Source organism: uncultured Lentibacter sp. (assembly GCF_937123735.1).
Lineage (GTDB): Bacteria > Pseudomonadota > Alphaproteobacteria > Rhodobacterales > Rhodobacteraceae > Lentibacter.
Map to the genome: position 1 here is coordinate 207,550 of NZ_CAKZKL010000010.1, position 17,825 is coordinate 225,374.

At 58.6% G+C, this 17,825-nt stretch carries 16 protein-coding genes and 1 tRNA gene; 11 read left to right on the forward strand and 6 right to left on the reverse strand.

What is annotated here, in order from left to right:
• Positions 1-56: 56 nt before the first annotated feature.
• Positions 57-1,229, forward strand: a complete 1,173-nt coding sequence (locus Q0478_RS03000; RefSeq protein WP_298676065.1) for a FliM/FliN family flagellar motor switch protein — start codon at positions 57-59, stop codon at positions 1,227-1,229.
• A gap of 72 nt (positions 1,230-1,301) precedes the next feature.
• Here Q0478_RS03000 and Q0478_RS03005 read toward each other — a convergent pair whose 3' ends face one another.
• Positions 1,302-3,296 (reverse strand): enoyl-CoA hydratase/isomerase family protein, encoded by a 1,995-nt coding sequence (locus Q0478_RS03005; RefSeq protein WP_298676067.1) that lies wholly within the window; start codon positions 3,294-3,296, stop codon positions 1,302-1,304.
• Positions 3,297-3,489: 193 nt separating this feature from the next.
• Here Q0478_RS03005 and Q0478_RS03010 point away from each other — a divergent pair, with 193 nt between their 5' ends.
• Genes Q0478_RS03010 through Q0478_RS03025 form a run of 4 tightly spaced genes read left to right on the forward strand, consistent with a single transcriptional unit; the run spans position 3,490 to position 5,688 of the window.
• Positions 3,490-4,353, forward strand: a complete 864-nt coding sequence (locus Q0478_RS03010; protein WP_298676069.1) for an MBL fold metallo-hydrolase — start codon at positions 3,490-3,492, stop codon at positions 4,351-4,353.
• A gap of 56 nt (positions 4,354-4,409) precedes the next feature.
• Complete coding sequence (locus tag Q0478_RS03015; RefSeq protein WP_298676071.1) at positions 4,410-4,835, forward strand: YeeE/YedE thiosulfate transporter family protein; 426 nt, start codon at positions 4,410-4,412, stop codon at positions 4,833-4,835.
• Complete coding sequence (locus Q0478_RS03020) at positions 4,835-5,263, forward strand: DUF6691 family protein (protein ID WP_298676073.1); 429 nt, start codon at positions 4,835-4,837, stop codon at positions 5,261-5,263. The genes Q0478_RS03015 and Q0478_RS03020 overlap by 1 nt, the downstream gene beginning before the upstream one ends.
• Before the next feature lie 14 nt (positions 5,264-5,277).
• Entirely contained in the window at positions 5,278-5,688 is a 411-nt protein-coding gene (locus tag Q0478_RS03025; protein WP_298676075.1) for a TIGR01244 family sulfur transferase, read from the forward strand.
• Positions 5,689-5,692: 4 nt separating this feature from the next.
• On the opposite strand, the gene Q0478_RS03030 is transcribed toward Q0478_RS03025, so the two are convergent.
• On the reverse strand, positions 5,693-5,908 hold the full coding sequence (locus Q0478_RS03030) for a hypothetical protein (RefSeq protein ID WP_298676076.1): 216 nt from the start codon (positions 5,906-5,908) through the stop codon (positions 5,693-5,695).
• A gap of 133 nt (positions 5,909-6,041) precedes the next feature.
• On the opposite strand from Q0478_RS03030, the gene Q0478_RS03035 reads away from it, so the two are divergent.
• Positions 6,042-6,299, forward strand: coding sequence for a DUF2312 domain-containing protein (locus tag Q0478_RS03035; RefSeq protein WP_298676078.1), 258 nt, complete (start codon positions 6,042-6,044; stop codon positions 6,297-6,299).
• A gap of 158 nt (positions 6,300-6,457) precedes the next feature.
• On the opposite strand, the gene Q0478_RS03040 is transcribed toward Q0478_RS03035, so the two are convergent.
• On the reverse strand, positions 6,458-7,333 hold the full coding sequence (locus Q0478_RS03040; RefSeq protein ID WP_298676080.1) for a hypothetical protein: 876 nt from the start codon (positions 7,331-7,333) through the stop codon (positions 6,458-6,460).
• A gap of 82 nt (positions 7,334-7,415) precedes the next feature.
• On the opposite strand from Q0478_RS03040, the gene Q0478_RS03045 reads away from it, so the two are divergent.
• From Q0478_RS03045 to Q0478_RS03065, 5 genes are all read left to right on the forward strand, one after another.
• A complete protein-coding gene (locus tag Q0478_RS03045; protein ID WP_298676082.1) occupies positions 7,416-9,089 on the forward strand; it encodes an iron ABC transporter permease in 1,674 nt (557 codons plus the stop codon).
• 40 nt (positions 9,090-9,129) lie between these two features.
• A tRNA-Thr gene (locus Q0478_RS03050) sits at positions 9,130-9,205 on the forward strand.
• Positions 9,206-9,287: 82 nt separating this feature from the next.
• Positions 9,288-9,860: a DUF6538 domain-containing protein gene (locus Q0478_RS03055; RefSeq protein WP_298676084.1), complete on the forward strand. Its 573-nt coding sequence runs from the start codon at positions 9,288-9,290 to the stop codon at positions 9,858-9,860.
• A gap of 34 nt (positions 9,861-9,894) precedes the next feature.
• The gene (locus tag Q0478_RS03060; protein WP_298676085.1) at positions 9,895-10,317 is read left to right on the forward strand and encodes a hypothetical protein; all 423 of its coding nucleotides are present in this window, start codon (positions 9,895-9,897) and stop codon (positions 10,315-10,317) included.
• Positions 10,318-10,736: 419 nt separating this feature from the next.
• Positions 10,737-14,195 (forward strand): DNA methyltransferase, encoded by a 3,459-nt coding sequence (locus Q0478_RS03065; protein ID WP_298676087.1) that lies wholly within the window; start codon positions 10,737-10,739, stop codon positions 14,193-14,195.
• A gap of 18 nt (positions 14,196-14,213) precedes the next feature.
• On the opposite strand, the gene Q0478_RS03070 is transcribed toward Q0478_RS03065, so the two are convergent.
• The 3 genes from Q0478_RS03070 to Q0478_RS03080 all read right to left on the reverse strand — a co-directional run bounded on the left by Q0478_RS03070 (position 14,214) and on the right by Q0478_RS03080 (position 17,786).
• Entirely contained in the window at positions 14,214-15,083 is an 870-nt protein-coding gene (locus Q0478_RS03070) for an NAD(P)-dependent oxidoreductase (RefSeq protein ID WP_298676088.1), read from the reverse strand.
• Between the two features lie 117 nt (positions 15,084-15,200).
• Positions 15,201-15,623 (reverse strand): heme-binding protein, encoded by a 423-nt coding sequence (locus tag Q0478_RS03075; protein ID WP_298676090.1) that lies wholly within the window; start codon positions 15,621-15,623, stop codon positions 15,201-15,203.
• 27 nt (positions 15,624-15,650) lie between these two features.
• A complete protein-coding gene (locus tag Q0478_RS03080) occupies positions 15,651-17,786 on the reverse strand; it encodes a malate synthase G (protein WP_298676092.1) in 2,136 nt (711 codons plus the stop codon).
• Positions 17,787-17,825 lie beyond the last annotated feature (39 nt).

Below are 17,825 nucleotides of genomic sequence, written 5' to 3' on the forward strand. Positions count from 1 at the left end.
AACGGATTGGGGCTAGAAAGGACGCTCAAACACCGCAAAGAACGGCGGCGGAGGATATGGGCGAAACCATTTCAAACGATGTATTGCGCCGGAAGGCGAAGGCGGGCCGCGAAGAGCATCAGGCCCGTGTCATGTCGCCTGCGCGGGCGATGCGGCTTGCCTTGTCACGCTCTGCCGAAACGCTGTTTGAACTCGCGCTGAGTGTCTCGGCGGTGCACTATGAACAGCTTGGGCAGGAAGCTGTTTTGCGCAGTGTTGATGACGAAATGCTGTTTGTTGTGCTGGACGGGCCTGACGGAGCTGTGGGCATGGTGGCTCTTGATGTGCCGCTGGTCAGTGGATTGGTGGAAAAACAGACGATTGGGCGTGTGAGCACCCGTGCCAGCCCCGAGAGGGCCGCAACAGCGACGGATGCAGCACTTGTGGCACCCTATGTGAGCCATGTGCTCGAAGATATGAGCGAACATCTTGGTCCGGTGGATGGCAAGTTGAGCGCGGGGTTCCGGTTTGGGGCGCGCCTTGAGAGCAAGCGGCATCTGGGCCTGATCTTGGATGCGCCCGACCACCATGTCTTGCGGGCGCAAATCGAGCTGGAGGGCGGTGTGCGGCGCGGCGAGCTAGTTTTGTGTTTGCCGGTGGCCCAGCCTTTGCCTTTGGCCCCGGCAAAGGGCGCCAAGAAAACCGGTGAGCCGCCCGGCCCGGGAATGGGTGAGCCGAAATCCCAGTTGCGGGACGGGGCGCTGATGGATGCGCGGGCGAGTTTCCGGGCGGTGCTGCACCGCCGCCAGATCAACCTTGGTGAGCTGTCTGAGCTCAAGCCGGGGTCGCGGTTGTTTTTTGCGGCCTCGGCTTTGTCGCGCGTTGAACTGGACGCAGGCAGCGCCTCTGAGCGGCTTGGCCCCTGCAAACTCGGCAAGCAAGACGGTATGCGCGCGTTGAAGGTTCAGTTTGGCGCGCTGCGCCCGCGTGATGACAGCTTTGAGCCGATGGCACAGATGGATCCTGAGGGCGATCTGGCGGCGCATATCGCTTATGACCTTGGAGGCAGTGGCCTTGGCGGGGGGGATATGACCCCGATGACAGTGGATGATTTGCCTGATCTTTCAGACCTTCCGGGCATGGAGAGCTTTGAGACAGCGGCCCCGATGACTGGCGAGCCGATGCCGGCAGGCGCAGAGAGCCCGGCCCTTTCAGAGGGGGACACCGAGCGCTTGTCTGACACCGGCTAGGGGCAAACCGGCTAGGGGCAAACCGGCTAGGGGCAAACCGGCTAGGGGCAAAATGCAGGCCGCCTGCTGGTGTCACAGGCCCGGACGGGCGAATTTGCGGCCGTTTTTGATCATTTCCGTGAGCACGGCACCGGTGTCAAACAGCTTTGGCCGCAGGAAGCTCTGGGATTTTTGCCAATTGTGAAACTGTGTCAGCCCGATCGCGGAGGTTTCAAAGAAGGGGCCGGCATAGTGATCAGAGAAGCCCAGTGTGGTGAGCGCGAGGTGATCGACCTCCCAAGGGCTGCTCAGGGTTTTGTCTTTCAGAAGCCTCAGCCCCGCCGCCAGCAGCGCCTGTGTCATCAAAAAGCGCAGATCATCGCCCTTTGGCGGGTGTTGCGCGCGATAGCGCAGGCTTTTTCGCCAAGTGCTGACCGCCGGGTCCAGCGCGGCGTTGGACTGTAACAGCGCGTCCCAGAGGCGCGGTGCGGCCCCCAAGTCCTGCGCCTCAAAACAGCTGGAAAAGCGCTGCGATTGGGCGCGCCAGTTCTCTTCAGTGGGGCGGGCAAAAGGTTTGCGCCGACACGGCAGGGCCGCGTCAACCGCCTCTGGTGTGAGGCCGCGGGCCATGGCCTCTTCAAGGGCAAGCTCCAGCGCGGCGCGCATCCGTCGCGAGGCCAACCCGTTGCGCTGAGGTTGGAAGACTGTGGCCACCACAAGGCGCCGCAGCGCGGCCCGCAGAGCCGGCTTTGAGGCCGGCGCGTCGGCGGCCAGGGCAATTTCGGCGAGGGCACCGTTGCCCAGATCGGGGTGCAAACGCAGCCCAACGCTTGCAGCAGAGAGCTGTGGCGCCGGATCTGCGGCGGCCTCTGACATATGCGACGTGTGCATCACGAGGCAGGTTTGCGGCGTGGTGGCGTTGATGCGGGCGATCAAAGGCCCGATGGCGCTTTTGCTTTGCGCGGTTGCCTCGATCACCCATTCGGCGGTGGTGAGAGTGCTTTCTCCCTCAGCCCGATGCAGATGTGAGAGCATTTTTTGGGCCTTTTGCGCGGAAATGTGGCCATTGGCCAGCTGTTGTTCGACAAGCGCCTTGAGGCCGTTGGCGAAGCGCTCATAGCTTTCAAGCGTTGCGGCCATGACATGCAGGGGAAGGTCTGCGCGCAGTGCGGCCAGTGCGATGCGGTTGGCCTCTGGGCTGGTGCCCAACAGGGTGAGACTGCGCGGTGCTTGGGCCTCAGCGTCGCGCCTGAGCAAGGCCAGACGGCTGGCGCGCTGATAGGTTTTGCGGCGGCTGCGGAGCGTCATGGCGAGCTGATGGCGCTGGCTTTCGCCAAACCGGCGCAAAACCTCTGCAGGCAGTAGGAGTGCGGCTTCTAAAACAGCCAAAGCGCTTGCTGTTTCCGGGTTCAGGCTCTGGCCCTCAGGGGTTGTGCGCAAATTTTGAAGCGACTGCTGATAGCGTGCGGGTGCATCAAAAGCCGGGCGGCGCAGCGGTGCGTCGCCAAGCGATATTGCGGGTGCCTCCGGGACAAGACGCGTGGCCAGAGCCGCGGCTTCCCCCACAGCATTCTGGTTGACGAGCTCGTCAAACAGGGGGGTGATTTGGGGGTGGTTCACAGCTGTGTCGGCGAGCTGGTCCAGAAACTTGAGGCTGATGTCTGGGCCAAGCTGAGCGGCCAGCGTGTAGAGGGCGGCCGCCGTGGGCAGCTGTGCCGCGCGCAGGCTGGGCAGGCAGAGGCGCGCGCCCAGATGGGCCACGCGCGCATGGGCGGACAGGCAGAGTTCCAGCCCCGCATAGGCCACCCGGCCACGCAGGGCCGCAACGATGGGCTTGGGCGCAGACGCGAGGGTTTCGGTGATCTCTGCCAAATCGGGGGCGCTTTGCCCGGATTGGAGTTCCTTTAGTGGCAGATCAAAACTGAGCCCGAGGCCATCGGAGGTGAGGACGAGGCTGTCAACCTGCGGATCTGAAAGCGCTTCGGTGAGCGCGGCGAGAAGTTCTGCGCGAAGGGGGGCTGAGAGGCTGTTTTCAGCAGGGGTGGCCAGCGACAAAATAGCGGTGCGACGGCCAATTTTGGTGGTCACGAAGGCATTGTTTGGCGGCATAAATCGGCTCACTCATTTCCCAATCACAACAAGCAGACTTTGCCTTTGCACGCGGGCAATGGCAAGCTTTGGCATGATTTAGGGTTAGGAGTGTGCTCTGAGGTTGACATATATTAATAATTGAATATATGGATTGCGAAAGAAGCCAGCCTGCTGGAAAAAGGAGAGCGCCATGACTGCCGACGTAAAAGGTTTTTTTGACGATGCAACCAACACGATTTCCTATGTTGTAAAGGATCCTGCCTCCAAGGCCTGTGCAATAATTGATTCTGTGCTGGATTTTGATTATGCCTCCGGGCGCACGGATACCCGCTCGGCGGATGCGGTTGCGGCGTATGTGCGCGAAGAAGGGCTTGAGGTTGCGTGGATTTTGGAAAGCCATGTTCATGCCGACCACCTTTCGGCGGCCCCCTATTTGCAAGAGAAAATCGGTGGCAAGATCGGGATCGGCGAGCAGATCACCGTGGTGCAGGATACCTTTGGCAAGGTCTTCAATGAAGGCACGGAGTTCATGCGGGATGGAAGCCAGTTTGACCAGCTGTTCAAAGAGGGCGACACTTTTGAGATTGGCGAGCTCAAGGGCCATGTGCTGCACACACCGGGGCACACGCCGGCCTGTTTGACCTATGTGATTGCGGATGCGGCCTTTGTTGGTGACACACTGTTTATGCCTGATTTCGGCACCGCGCGGTGCGACTTTCCGGGAGGGTCTTCGGCGGTATTGTATGACTCTGTGCAGAAAATCTTGAGCCTCCCAGAGCAGACCCGCATTTTTGTGGGCCATGATTACAAGGCGCCCGGGCGCGAGGACTATGCTTGGGAAAGCACTGTGGGCGAACAGAAAGCGCGCAATATTCATGTGGGGGCAGGGCGCGACAAGGCGGAGTTTGTCAAGATGCGCGATGAGCGGGATGCGACTTTGGCGATGCCCAAGCTGATCATCCCGTCACTTCAAGTCAATATGCGTGCAGGGCAGATGCCCGCCGCAGACGCCGAGGGCGATGTCTTTTTGAAGGTGCCGGTCAACAAAATCTGATACAGCCACAGGCCTTATGCGAACGGGCCTTTACAACAGGACGAAAGGAAACGGGTATGGAACCAGAGTGGATCTGGGGGCTCGCGGGCGGGCTTCTCATTGGGTTGGGAGGCGCGGTGCTCCTCTGGGGCAACGGGCGCATTATGGGCGCCAGTGGAATTGTGGGCGGTTTGGTTGATGGCTCCGGGCGCGCGGATTGGGCTGACAGGCTTGCCTTTTTGGCGGGGGTGTTTGGGATGCCTTTGCTGCTCTATCCGCTGTTCACAGAGGTGGACACCCACATCAGCCAAAACCTGACCGTGCTCGTGGCGGCAGGGCTGCTTGTGGGTATTGGCACACGGCTGGCCAATGGCTGCACCTCCGGGCATGGGGTTTGCGGGATTTCACGCTTCTCCTGGCGGGGGATCGTGGCCACGTTGTTCTATCTTCTGGCTGGGGGCGTCAGTGTTCTCTTGTTCCGTCATATTTGGGGGATCATCTGATGCGGCTGCTGTTTTCACTTTTTTCCGGGCTGCTCTTTGGGGCTGGCCTGTTCATTTCGGGCATGACAGACACCACGAAGGTGCAGGGCTGGCTTGATATTTTTGGTGCCTGGGATCCGACACTGGCCTTTGTGTTGGGGGGGGCGATCATCCCGATGTTCTTTGCCTGGCGGCTTAGCACCGGCCGGCGGCCCGTGACGGCGGCGCAGTTTCCACCGCCGCCCCCTGTCAAGATTGACCGGCGCTTGGCGATTGGCTCGCTGCTGTTTGGAGCTGGCTGGGGCCTGGCGGGGCTGTGCCCCGGGCCTGCGATTGCCTCGCTGGGCTACGGCGGCGTGTTTCATTGGGTGTTCTTTGGGGCCATGCTTGTGGGCATGGGGCTCACACCTTATATCTTGCGCAATTTTCCGCGTCTCTCGGGCGCATAGACAGGAGCCTGGCCATGGTGGCACAACTTACAGACCGTTATTTTGTTTCTCCCCAGATCGTGCCGGAGGCCATGGCACAGCTTGCAGAGCAGGGCTTTAGCGATGTGATTTGCAACCGGCCTGACAGTGAGATCGGGCCGGATCTGCACCACGAGGTGATGCAGAAGGCGGCTGAAGCGGCGGGGCTGGTGTTTCACTTTCACCCGCTGGTGCATCAGCAGTTGCTGGATACAGCGAATGTGGCGCGCCAAAAGGCGCTGATCGAAGGTGCAGAAGGCAGGGTGCTGGCCTATTGCGCCTCGGGAAACCGCAGCAGTGTTGTCTGGGGATTGGGGCAGGCAGGGCAGATGCCAGCCAGCGAGATCATCGACCGGGCGGCCGGGGCGGGCTATGACCTCAACCAACTGCGCCCGCTGCTGGGGTAAGGCGCTAACTTAGCAACACGCCCGCGACCACGCAGCCAAGACCGAGCGCCGATAGACCAAGCGCGCCAAGGTTCCAGGGCAAGACGGCTTGCACGCGGGCGCGCAGCGCGTCATCAGACAGGGCTTCGCGGCGCGCGGCATTGACCTTGAGGATCGAGTAGATGAGTCCGATGAGGCCCAACACGGTGAGCGCCGCACCGGCGTAGACGAGGTATTCCATGGCAGTCTCCTTTGCACGCTGAGCGCCTAAAGCATCATTGCGCGCGCATCAAGGGAAAGCCCTTGCAGGGCGGGCAACACAGCGCTAGCTAGGCGTTCAGACCTTACAAGCAAGCCAGACTGGAGACCGCCCAATGGACGACAATTCAACCCCATCGAGCTACCGGGTGACGGCAGATGAGCTGCGCCAGTTTATTGAGCGTATCGAGCGCCTTGAGGCCGAAAAGAAAGACATTGCCGACCAGCAGAAGGAAGTTATGGCCGAAGCCAAGGGGCGCGGCTATGACACCAAGGTGCTGCGCAAAGTTGTGGCCCTTCGCAAGCGCGATGCCAATGACATTGCCGAAGAAGAGGCCATGCTTGAGATGTATAAAGAGGCCCTTGGCATGTGAGGTCGCGCGCCCATTGCGCCTTAGATCTGGTGCGGGCGCGCCAATGTGGCGCGATGCGCCGCACAGATGGGAGGTGCTGGCCAGACCGGCCGGGACGGAGCACCAGCGGGGAAAGGCCGTGCGCCAAACGCCGCACAGGGCAGCCGTTAGGGCCCCCGTCAGGGCGCGATGAAATTCACACCGGGGATGCGGCTTATCTCAAAGACATCCTCGTCATAGATTTCACTCAACTCATCTACCAACGCCTCTGTCCAGCCCGGCAGATCGAGCTCTTCCTCGATCATGTCGTCACGGGCATATTTGTCCAAGAAGGCGGCAATCACCCGACGCTTTTGCATCTCTGTCATATCCGGGTGCTCGGCCAGATAGGCCCGAAACCGCTTCATCCCTTCGGGGGTCATGATGTCGGAAATGAGGTCAAAGCCGCCTTTGATTTTGGTGTTGGGGTTCAGCGCGGCGAGCTCGCGGATCACTTGTGCCCATGTCAGCGGGGTGTCTTCGTTGCACCAGACCGTCAGTGCGATGTCCGGATTGTTTTCGCGCAAGCGATAGACCAGATCGGACCAACGCAGGTCGCGCGGGTCTGCACCGAACGTCATATCGGAGAAATCCTCAAATTTGGTGCGCTTGAACTGAGCGGGCAGATAGGTCGCTGGGTTGCAGATTGCGAGAAAAATCTCGATTTCATCGCCGGCAAAAAGCTCTGAAAGCGCTTTCACCCGCTCATGGCCCTTGTCGTAGAACTGACCGCCCCGCAGCGCCATATTGGGCACGCAGAAAAAATTCTCGTTTGAAAGGACCATGCGCTCGCAAGGCTCTTCTTCCAGAATGGTTTCTATCAAGATATCGCGGGCTTGCGGGCTGGGCGGGGCCTCTGACATTGCCAAAAGGGTTTGGTGCATCAGTTTGCGGTAGCGCCCCGGGGGGGGCACATTGACACCAAGCGCGCTGAAATCGGAGCGGTTCTTGAGCAAACACTTGATGATCCTGTCGTCATCGGTGTTGTGCGCGCCAGCGTGAAACACGATTTGCATGGGAGCGGTTTGTCCTTTGGTCGTCTTTGGGCGATTTGTCTCAATATACGGTCTTTTCTGGACAGTGAAACATCAATGAGGCATGAGCAAGGCAATGGAACGCCTGATCGAACCTGCAAAGCCCAGACGGCCCCTGCTGCCTGATCCGTGGTCTCTGACAGCGGTTCTGATTTCGCTCGTCGTTTTGGGGCCAATTGTGGCCGTGGCAACCCTGGCCTTCGCGCCGAGCGAAAATATCTGGCCGCATTTGATGGCCACAACCTTGCCGCGCTATCTTGGCAATACGCTTGTTTTGATGGGCGGTGTTGGGCTGCTGGCGGCGTTGATCGGAACTGGCGCCGCCTGGCTGATTGCGCGCTATGAGTTTCCCTTGTCGCGCTGGTTTGAGTGGCTGCTGCTGCTGCCTTTGGCAGTGCCGGCCTATGTTGGCGCCTATGCTCTTGTTGATTTGCTGGAATATGCGGGGCCGGTTCAAACGGGGCTGCGCGCGGTGTTTGGCTGGGAGAGCGCGCGCGATTACTGGTTTCCAGAAATCCGCTCGCTCGGCTTTGCTATCATCGTGCTTGCGGCGGCGCTTTACCCCTATGTCTATTTGCTCGCGCGCGCGGCGTTTCACGAGCAATCGGGCGCCAGCGAAGAGGTGGCCATGTCGCTGGGGCAGGGCGCCTTGAAGCGGCTTTGGCGAATCGGGTTGCCATTGGCACGCCCAGCGGTGGCCGCGGGCACTGCGATTGTGATGATGGAGGCGGTGAATGATTTTGGCACCGTCGATTATTTCGCAGTCCAAACGCTGACGACGGGCATTTTCACCACATGGCTGGAGGGCAACAACGCGGGCGGTGCGGCGCAGATTGCCTGTGTGGTTCTGGTGCTGGTGATTGTCTTGGTCACGCTGGAAAAAATCTCACGGCGCAAGGCGCGTTTTTTCAACCAAGGGGGGCGCCACCGCCCGGTAGCGCGCAAGCCCTTGCGGGGGGGCTGGGCGGTTTTTGCGCTTTTGGGTTGCGCGGTGCCGTTCACTGTCGGCTTTGTCTTGCCGGCCGGAACCATCTTGTCGCACGCGCTGTCGCGGGCTGCGCTTTGGAGAGACCCGGAGCTTTATCGCGCGGCCTGGAACACTGTTACAGTTGGCGCCATTGCCGCTGTGCTGACGGTGCTGGGCGGCCTGTTGCTGGTCTATGGGGTGAAGCTGTCTGGCAGGGCTTTGCCCCGCCTCTTGCAGCCCATCACAACCATTGGATATGCCGCGCCAGGGGCCGTTTTGGCAGTGGGCATTCTTTTGCCCTTGGCGGTTTTTGACAATGCGCTTGCTGATTTTGTGCTTGGTCTCACCGGGTTTGACCCCGGACTGATCCTGACGGGGTCTTCTTTTGCACTTGTTCTGGCTTATTTTGTGCGGTTCTTCGCGATTGGCCAGGGAGCCGCAGATGCCGCTTTGGAGCGGGTTTCGCCCTCGCTTGGCATGGCGGCACGTTCACTGGGGCGCCAGCACAAGCAGGTGTTGCGCGAGGTATACATGCCATTGATCCGAGGGTCTGTAGGATCGGCGCTTTTGCTTGTCTTTGTGGATTGCGTGAAAGAACTGCCCGCCACGCTTTTGTTACGCCCCTTTAACTATGATACATTGGCGACGCGTGTGCATGATCAGGCAAGCCTTGAAAACCTCTCGGATGCCGCGCCGGCAGCGATTTTTATCATCGTGGTCAGCCTTTTTGCAGTGATCTTTCTTGCGCGGGCAAATCGGGCGCATTTTTAGCTTGCACGCACCAGAATCCTGCCTTAAATCCCCCCGCAGTGCCCCTATAGCTCAGCTGGTAGAGCAACTGATTTGTAATCAGTAGGTCCGCGGTTCGAGTCCGTGTGGGGGCACCATTTTTCCTTGTTTTTAAAAGGAAATTTCCCTGTCACAGCCAAATCAATACACAATCCCTACACATTGTAGGGAAAGTGAATTATGATTGTGACGGTAAAAATGGAATACCTAGCGCTCAGAAAGAACGGAATTTACGCTTACAAAAGGCGAGTGCCCGTTGACGTTCAGCTGGCCTATGGCGGCGACTTTTTCACGGCGTCTTTAAAAACACGGGACAAAGAATTGGCACTTGTCCGCTATGCCGAGCCACACGCGAAAGTGGAAGCAAAAATAGCAGCGCTGAGAAAGAAGTCGCCCAACAAAATTCGTTATGAGAAAACCAAAGCGGAATTGGTTGAAGCGGGTTTCATGGCCTCTGGTGACGGGTCGTATGTGCCCGCGACATTTGAAGAGAACGAGAAACGAGCGTTGGCCCAAGCGCGTCACCTGCATGATGTTGCCAAAGCAATGAGCAAAGAAGCCATCAAGGGGCAAAGCTGGAATAGCGGCGGGAAGTTCGACAGAACTGTAGAAGCGCACTTCAAAGGTATTGAAGAGCCCAAGATAACCCTAAGGGCTGCCCTTAAAGACTACCTGAAAGCCAATGAACATCGCGACACCTATGACAGGCTGAAACATCATGGAGAAAGCCGATCCAGAGCTTCAGTCTATTGAGCGAAGCAATGCGTTGGACTTTTGAGATGCTTTATTGGAGCGGGGGCTGGCTGCAGGAACCGATGCAAGACGGATTACCAGCATAAAAGCGGTGATCAATCACGTGATACTTGAGGGCAGGGCAAAGGGGCTGGAGAATTACTTTCAGAACCTGAGGGTACCCAGCGCCTTTGAGAAAACAGGAAAAGAACTGCGTGAGGCGCTATCCGTCGAAGAAATAGAGAAGGTGAACCAAGCGGTTCTTGAGAAGAATGTCGATGTTCAGGACATTTGGACCATTTTGACGTTCACTGGGGCGCGTGTCGCTGAAATCTCAGGGTTGCATTGGGATAATGTCTATTTGAAAGACAACGCCCCCCACCTCTATATTCGGCCCAACTCTATTCGGAGCACAAAAACAAAAAGCTCACGCGGCAAAGCGCCTTTGACGGGAGCTGCTCTGGAGGTGCTGAAATAGCGCTTAAAGAATGCTGATTTGTTTGGGGCCTTTTTCCCTAGATATTCGACAAAAAGAAGCGCGGACTCTGTGTCGCAGCTCTTGCTTGCAGCGATGAAGGCTGCAGGGGTTTGGCAGAAGCCCCTTAAGGTTGTCCATTCCTTTAGACACTCTCACAAAGATTGGATGCGTAGGGTCGCCCCTACAGATGTTTGTGACTTGCTGCATGGGCATTCCAACAGCAGCGCGGCGGGGCTTTATGGATCTGATCATCGCTTGGAGCAAATGAGTGATGCCCTGCAAGAAGCGCTGAAACGGGCTGGGGTTTTGGAGATAGAGTTTCCCAAACGGGATTGACTGGTTGATCCGTCCGGCCAATCTCTATTCAATCAAAGAGACCTAGGGTTGATTCCACTGGGCAGTGTTTTTTGGTGAGTTGTTTGGTCAGTCAGGTTGCAGACGAGTTTATTGAGCGCTGGACAGCCTCTGGTGGCAACGAGATGGCCAATTTCCAGAGCTTTGCTGCCGAGCTTTTGCAGCTATTGGAGCTGGAACCTGTCAAGGTGGCTGATGCCGAAGGGCAAAACAATGATTACCGCTTTGAAAGACCGGTGACCTTCACCCACACGGGCCGCGAGCGGCGCGGGCGGATCGACCTTTACCGCAAGGGCTGTTTTGTGTTGGAGGCCAAGCAGGGCAGTCATAAGCCGGGCCAAGGGCGTGAAGAACAGCCTTCGCTTTTGCCTGAGACAGCCGGCACAGGCCAGAAAGGGCATGGCAAGCGAGGCACGGCGGGCTTTGAAGACACGATGCTCAAGGCGCGCAACCAGGCCGATTCCTATGCGCGCGCGGTGTCCAAGGAAGACGGCTGGCCACCTTTCCTTTTGGTGATGGATGTGGGCCATGTGATCGAAGTCTATGCCGACTTCTCGCGCCAAGGGCAGGGCTATAACCAGTTCCCTGACGGGAACCGCTACCGTATCCCGATTGAAGACCTCAGACAGGAAGAGACGCGCGAGCTGTTGCGCACGATCTGGAATGACCCTCTCAGCCTAGACCCTGCGCTCAAATCTGCCGAGGTCACACGCGAAATCGCGGCGCATCTGGCAGAGCTGGGCAAGAGCTTTGAGGGGCAGGGCCATGACAGCGAGGTTGTGGCGCGTTTCTTGATGCGCTGCCTGTTTTCGATGTTTGCCGAGGATGTGGAGCTGATCCCACGAGACAGCTTTACAGCGCTGCTCAAAGAGCTGCGTGGCCACCCTGAACATGCCCAGCCCTCGTTGCAGGGGCTTTGGGAGGTGATGAACCTTGGCGGGTTCAGCCAGGTGCTCAAGCAAGATCTCAAACGCTTTAACGGCGGGTTGTTTCGCGATGCGGATGCGCTGGCGCTGAACAACTTTCAGCTCGGCCTGCTCATCGAGGCGGCGGAGGCCGATTGGAAACAGGTGGAGCCGGCGATTTTCGGCACGCTTCTGGAGCGGGCGCTCGACAAGCGGCAGCGCCACAAGCTGGGGGCGCATTATACGCCACGGGCCTATGTGGAGCGGCTGGTGACCCCGACCATCATGGAGCCGCTCAGGGAAGACTGGCGCGATGTGCAGGCGGGGGTGCAACGGCTCACGCAGGATGGCAAGGCAGAGGAGGCGCGCGCGCTGGTGCGCGGCTTTCACCAGAAGCTTTGTGACATCAAAGTGCTGGACCCGGCCTGTGGCTCGGGGAACTTTCTTTATGTCGCGCTGGAGATGCTCAAGCGGTTGGAGGGCGAGGTGACGGCGCTGCTGAGTGAGCTGGGGGACACACGCCCGCTCATCACCGTTGACCCGCACCAGTTTCTGGGGCTGGAGCTGAACCCCTGGGCGGCCAATGTGGCCGAGCTGGTGCTGTGGATCGGCTATCTGCAATGGCACTTTCGCACCTATGGGCAGGCCGCGCCGAGCGAGCCTGTGCTCAGAGATTTCAAGAACATCCGCCAAGGCGACGCTGTGCTGGAATGGGAGGGGCGCACGCCACGGCTGGACGCCGAGGGCCAGCCTGTGACCCGCTGGGACGGGATCACCACCCTGCGCCACTCTGTGACGGGCGAAGAGGTGCCAGACCCCGCCGCGCGGGTGCAGGTCTATGACTACGCCAAGCCACGGGCGACCAAGTGGCCGGAAGCCGATTTTATCGTGGGCAACCCGCCGTTTATTGGCGCAAGCCGTCTGCGCGACAGCTTGGGAGACGGCTATGTCGAGGCGCTGTGGAAGGCCTACCCGAAGATGCCGCAAAGCGCTGATCTGGTCATGTTCTGGTGGGAGAAGGCGGCGCTGGCGGCGCGGGGGTATAACGCCAAGACGGGCAAGGGGACACGGCGCTTTGGGCTGATCACCACCAACAGCCTGCGCCAGACGTTTAACCCCCGTGTGCTGGAGCCGCATTTGAACGACCCAAAAAAGCCGCTGTCGCTGCTGTTTGCCATACCAGATCACCCTTGGGTGGACGGTAGTGATGGTGCTGCTGTGCGAATAGCGATGACTGTTGCGTCGCTTGGTCAAGCGAACGGAAGGCTTTTAAAGTTGAGCAACGTCAGAAGTAATGCTACGAAATCATTGAGCTTTCTGGTGGATTTCGAAGAAAAGCTGGGGAAGGTATTTGCGGATCTTACAATAGGACCCGATATCGTTGGGGTTCGGGATTTAGCGGCAAATGCGGGCTTGGCTCAAATGGGCGTTAAACTACATGGGATGGGATTTTTAATATCCAGAGAAACTGCTACCGAATATGTCGCAGATTCTGATCAAGGGATGAGAAGTGTAATTAAACCATTCTTTAATGGTCGAGACCTCGCTCAACACCCGAGAGGGATATACGTTATTGATTTTTTTGGGTTGTCTCTTGGGGAAGCCAAACGGTCAAACGCGCGAGCGCTTCAACATTTAATGGATCAAGTAAAGCCTGAACGGGATGCAAAATCCTCACATTCAAAAGATGCAGAGCAATATGCAAAAAATTGGTGGCTGTTTGGAAAACCTCGTCCCGATTTGAGGAACGCTGTTGATAAGTTGCCTGACATCATTGTGACGACTCGCACTGCTAAGCATAGAGTGTTCCAGAAAGCACCGAGCAATGTCCTTTTTGAAAGTGAAGTGGTCTGTATTGCGCTTCCAAGTGATTGGTATCTCGCCGTGTTGTCGAGTAAGATTCATGTTACTTGGGCGCTTGCAAAGGGAACAATACTAGGCCCAACGCCGCGATATAACTCTTCGCAAATTTTCGACCCATTTCCCTTCCCAGACCTCACCGACCCGCAACGCGCCCATTTGCGCGCATTGGGGGAGGAGCTGGATGCGCACCGCAAGCGGTGCCAAGCGGCGCATCCTAAGTTGACGCTGACACAGATGTATAACGTGCTCGAAAAGCTCAGGGCCGGCGCGGCCATTGAGGGCAAGGACCGCGAGATTTATGATCAGGGGCTGATCGGCATTCTGCGTGATCTGCATGACCAGATAGATGTGGCCGTGGCCGAGGCCTATGGCTGGCCAGCTGATCTATCGGAGGATGACATTCTCTTGCGCCTTGTTGCGCTCAACAAAGAGCGCGCGGAGGAGGAGGCGCAGGGCCATATCCGTTGGCTGCGCCCCGACTATCAGAACCCCACGGGCCAACAGGCCGCAAAAGGCCAGACCGCCGATATGGACCTTGGCGTGGTCGCAAAACTGGACAAAGCCCCCTGGCCCAAGGCGCTGCCCGAACAGATTGCAGCGGTGCGCGAGGCTTTGGCGGAGGCGGGCGAGGCCAGCCCCGAAGAGATTGCCCGCCGCTTTATGCGGGCCCGCTCCAGCACCGTTCAGCCGCTTCTTGAGAGCCTTGCAGCACTTGGCCATGCCGAGCAGGTCTCGGGCGGGCGCTACGCCGCCTAGGGCCGCGCGCGTGTGGGTTTATTTGTCTTGCAGCCGCTTGTAGAGCGAAGAGGTGTCCCAACGCGCGCCGCCCATGTTTTGAACATCCTTGTAGAACTGGTCTACCAAGGCCGTGACCGGCAGGGAGGCCCCGTTTTCATTGGCGGTCGCAAGGCATATGCCGAGATCCTTGCGCATCCAATCCACGGCGAACCCGTGATCAAACTCATCGGCGAGCATGGTTTGGTAACGGTTTGACATCTGCCAGGACCCGGCGGCCCCCTGGCTGATCACTTCGACAACCGCCGCACCATCAAGCCCGGCTTTTGATGCAAAGTGAAGCGCCTCGGACAAGCCTTGCACCAGACCGGCGATGGCAATTTGGTTGCACATTTTGGTCATCTGGCCAGCACCGCTTTCGCCGATCCGGCGGCACAGTTTGGCATAGACAGAGATCACCGGCTCCGCGCGGTCATAATCGCCCTGATCACCGCCACACATGATGGAAAGCGCCCCGTTTTCGGCTCCGGCCTGCCCACCTGAGACAGGCGCATCAACAAAGTTGATACCCAGCGCTTTGGCTGCGTTGTAAAGCTCGGCTGTGACGGCGGCGGAGACGGTTGTGTGGTCTACAAAGGTGCTGCCTGGGGCCATCGCGGCAAAGGCACCCTCAGCCCCCAGACACACAGAGCGCAGGTCATCGTCATTGCCGACACAGGCCATCACCATATCCGCGCCCTGAGCGGCTTTTGCAGGGGTTTCCCCCAGCGCGCCGCCATGCTCTGCGACCCAGGCTTGGGCTTTGGCGGTTGTCCGGTTGTAAACAGTGACCTCATGGCCTGCTTTGGCCAGATGTCCTGCCATAGGGTAACCCATAACGCCCAGTCCCAAAAAAGCCAATTTTGTCATTCTACTATCCAGTTATCTTAAAGTTGTCTCGTGGCGTCTCATGAGACGGCCTGATGCCGCAGCATAAACATATTCTTGCGGCGGACAAAAGGTGGATTGCTTGGGCGGGCTCTGTGCTTAGAGCTGGGCGAGGAAATGGGCGATCCCGGCTTCTGCGACCTCCCTGTCCTGAGCGGGCGTGCCAGAGGACACACCGATGCCGCCCACAACTTCGCCATTCACGACCACGGGAAGCCCGCCGCCCACAACCATCAGGCGCCCGCCGATCGCGGAGTCGATACCATAGGTCGCGCCTCCGGGCTGGCTGATGGCCCCGTATTCATGGGTGGCTTTCTTTGCCGCCGAGGCTGTGAAGCTCTTGTCGATGGCAATGGTGATGGATGTGACCTTGCCACCGTCCATCCGCTCAAATGCGATCAGATTGCCGCCTTCATCGGTGATGGCGATACACATGGGCACCCCGAGGCTGTTGGCGTGGGTGCGTGCGCCCTCAAGGAGGATCTTGGCGTCAATGCTGTCCAGTCGGGTGATCACTTGCATGGTTTGTCTGCCTGTTTTGAGGGGGATTTATCGGCGCGCCATCTGTTTTACCCGCAGGCGGGCCTGATAGAGCAATGGCTCGGTATATCCGGAAGGTTGGGAGACGCCCTCCAAGACAAGCGCCTGAGCGGCCTTGAAGGCTTCGCCATCAAACGAAGGGGCCATCCGGCGATAGGCCGGATCATGCGCATTCTGGGCATCGACTTTCGGTGCCATGCGGCGGAAGGCGGCTTCGACCTGTTCGGTTGTGCAAATCCCATGGGTGATCCAATTGGCCAGATATTGCGCAGAAATGCGCAGGGTTGCCCGGTCTTCCATCAGCGCGACATCATCAATGTCAGGCACTTTGGAGCAGCCGATTCCTTGATCAACCCAGCGCACAACATAGCCCAGAATAGACTGGCACGCGTTTTCCAGCTCGCGGGTGACATCGGCTTGCGATAGGTTGCGCCCGAACATCACAGGCGGGGTCAGCAGATCTTTCAGCGCCGCGGGTTTGCGGGTGAGCAGGCTGTTTTGGACATCTGACACAGCGACCTTGTGGTAATGCGTGGCGTGCAATGTGGCCGCTGTGGGGGAGGGCACCCATGCGGTGTTGGCACCGGCTTGGGGGTGGGTGATTTTTGCTTGCAACATATCAGCCATGTCATCCGGGCGCGCCCACATGCCTTTGCCGATTTGTGCTTGCCCCTTGAGCCCGGCGGCGAGGCCGGTATCGACATTGCCGTTTTCATAGGCGCCAAGCCAGGCACTTGCCGCCATTTCGCTGCGCGGGATCACCGGGCCGGCCTGCATCATCGTGTGGATCTCATCTCCGGTTCGGTCAAGAAAGCCTGTGTTGATAAAGACGCAGCGTGTCTTGACGGCCTCGATACAAGCGGCCAAGTTTGCCGAGGTGCGGCGCTCCTCATCCATAATACCCAATTTGACCGTGTCGCGTGGCAGGCCGAGCATATCTTCCACCCGTCCGTAGAGCCTGTTGGAAAAAGCGGCTTCCTCCGGTCCGTGCATTTTGGGCTTCACCACATAAACCGAACCACGGCGGGAGTTTCTCAAGCCGGTTGTTTTGGCCAGATCGTGCATGGCACATGCAACGGTGATCACGGCGTCCATGATGCCTTCCGGCGTTTCCTCGCCGTTCCACAAGATGGCATTATTGGTCATCAGGTGCCCCACATTGCGCACAAGCATCAATGCCCGGCCGGGGTGAACCTGTTCTTTGCCTTCTGGGGACAGATAGGAGATATCGCTGTTCAGCTGGCGTGTGAGCGTTGTGCCGTTTTTCTCAAAGCGCTCTGTCAGATCGCCCCGCATGAGGCCAAGCCAGTTGGCATAGACGACACATTTGTCTTCGGCATCTACGGCTGCAACGGAATCTTCGCAGTCTTGGATGGCTGTCAGCGCACTTTCCAGGCGCACATCAGATATGCCTGCCGGGTCTGAGGCGCCGATTGGGCTGTTTGGGTCGATTTTTATCTCGATCAGCAAGCCATTGACCCGCAACAGCAGATCTCCGTTTGCGCGGTAGCCGGCATAGTGCTGCGGATTGGCCAGTGTTGTTGCGCCGCTGCTCAGGGTGAGGGTCAGCGTTTCCTGCGCAGAGATTTTTTGCACATCCGCCCAAGAGCCTTGAGCCAAGGGAGCAACTGCATCGAGATGGGCGCGCGCCCAGGCCACCACTTTGGCGCCGCGCTCGGCGTCATAGGCGGCACTTGTGGGGGAGCCTTCAATGGCGTCTGTGCCGTAAAGCGCATCATAAAGCGAACCCCAGCGGGCATTGGCCGCATTGAGCGCAAAACGGGCGTTCATGACAGGCACAACAAGCTGCGGCCCGGCTGTTGTGGCGATTTCAGGGTCCACATTCTGGACCTTGATGTCGAAGGGCTGAGGAGCCTCTTGCAGGTAACCGATTTCGCGCAGATGCGCCATGGCGGCCTCTGGATCAATGGTTGTGCCTTTTCGTGATTGATACCAAGCGTCGATCTCTGCTTGAAGCGATTGGCGCTTTGCCAGCAGTGCCCGGTTTTGTGGCACGAGCTCTTTAAGCAAAGCAGAATACCCTGTCCAAAACGCATCTGGCGTGATGCCAAGCAGGATTTCATCTTCAATCAAGGCCGCCAATTCGGCAGCAACTTCAATGTCAGCGCGTTTTACATAAGACATGAGAGCCTCCCTTTTCTTCTTGCTAGACCGGGGCGGCGT